Below are 1,558 nucleotides of genomic sequence, written 5' to 3' on the forward strand. Positions count from 1 at the left end.
TGGCGGCTTGTAATAGCAGTTCCAACCGCCGAGGCGGGCGACGACCCAACTCGCCCGCGCCAGACTTCGAATTGGGTGAGGGTTCTTCTGCCGCTCGGTGCTGCCCTCGAGCGTTGGAACCAGCGCCTCGACGGTATCCATTTCCGGCTCGGTAAACACTGCCGAGCCCGGCAACTGATGCTTGCCGTCGCGCTCCTGCGTCAGTTGGATATCGATGCAGGCCGCCTTGACCGTTATTGCCGCGAGCTTTTCCAGGCGCTCCGCCGTCGTCACCTGGCTGTCTTCCAATTGCAGTCCCTGGGACTTCATCACCCGATGCATTTGCTCGATGACCCAGCGACGCTGGTACCAGCCAACGATCTGCCACGCCGCCGCCGCATCGGCGATGTCGTGCGTGGTGAGCAGCCGCCAGTGCACCGGCGCGACATCCGCTGGCGGATCGACCTCGCGCACCTCGATCAGTCGCAGCCGCACAGTCTTGGGCAGCGAACGATCCTCGTTCTGTGGGCGGCAGATTTCCACCGCGCCGTAGCGCATCTCCACGACCGCCGCGCGCTTGACCTGGCCGGGTTCGTGTGGCCGCAGCTCGATGGTCCGCCGGTCGGCCACCGGAAAACCATCCGCCGCGGCGGACAACATGCCGCCGCTGGCCAGCCGGCGGTCCGTCATAAGGCGGGTCAGCATGTGGAAGCCGGCTTCCGGCACCGAAGCCCACTTGGCGTAGATGTCCGATTCTCGATCATCCACCACCGTGACCACCGCGGCCGCGTGCAGCACCCGCTTCGCCTGTGCCGCCGCGTCCAGCCAGCGCATCGACTCGCGTTCTTCCAGCGGGCGTTTGCTGTGCGGGACCGGGTTGACCCCATCGCGGGTCCAGATCTGCCCGCCCACCAGCCCGAGGCAGGCTCCGCTGGCGGCGTCGACCGCGATCATCGCATGCACCAGCAGGCCGTAGGCCTTGCCTTTCTTCACCGGGCCGAGCCCGCGGCGACACTGCGCCGTGGTCGGGAACTTCAGCTCGCAGGTGTCATCGATCGCCAGCACGTGCCGCCCGGCGCAGGCTGCGCCGGTCTGTTGGCTCCAGCCGGCGATGATTTTCGCCGTGGTCACCTTTGCATTGCCGAGGAACCGGCCGACCCCCAGCTCGCCTTTACGGTTGCCCCCCAGCCGTTTGAGGCAAACCGTTTTGCGCGCGACCATCTGTTCGATGATCGCGCCCCCCTTTTATCGACGCGCAGATCTCCGAATGTCCCAAGCGACACGTCCATGGCGGCGGCTTTCCTGTGGCCGCCATTGCCTCAATCACATACCCTCCGCGTCGGGCCAATCACATTCCGATTCCCACATTACTTCTGGGCATGCTCTAGCTCCCTCAAGGGGAGGGGGAGTTCTCATAGCTGCGCACCAGTGGTCTACTCCCCGGTAGCAAGCCGCCGGGGAGCGACGCGCCATGAAGCTGATGTGGTTCCACCTGATGCCGTACACCGAGCTGCCGGATGATTTCAAACAGAAGCATCCGTCGGTCTGGGTGGACATCCACTCGTCGCTGTTCGATCCG

General features: G+C 65.2%; 1 protein-coding gene. It reads right to left on the reverse strand.

What is annotated here, in order from left to right:
* Window positions 1-1,200: IS4 family transposase (locus tag WCB02_RS28185; RefSeq protein WP_423963034.1), on the reverse strand; the 1,200-nt coding region annotated here is incomplete at its 3' end.
* Window positions 1,201-1,558 lie beyond the last annotated feature (358 nt).

It is taken from the genome of Bradyrhizobium sp. (genome assembly GCF_049581145.1).
GTDB lineage: Bacteria > Pseudomonadota > Alphaproteobacteria > Rhizobiales > Xanthobacteraceae > Bradyrhizobium.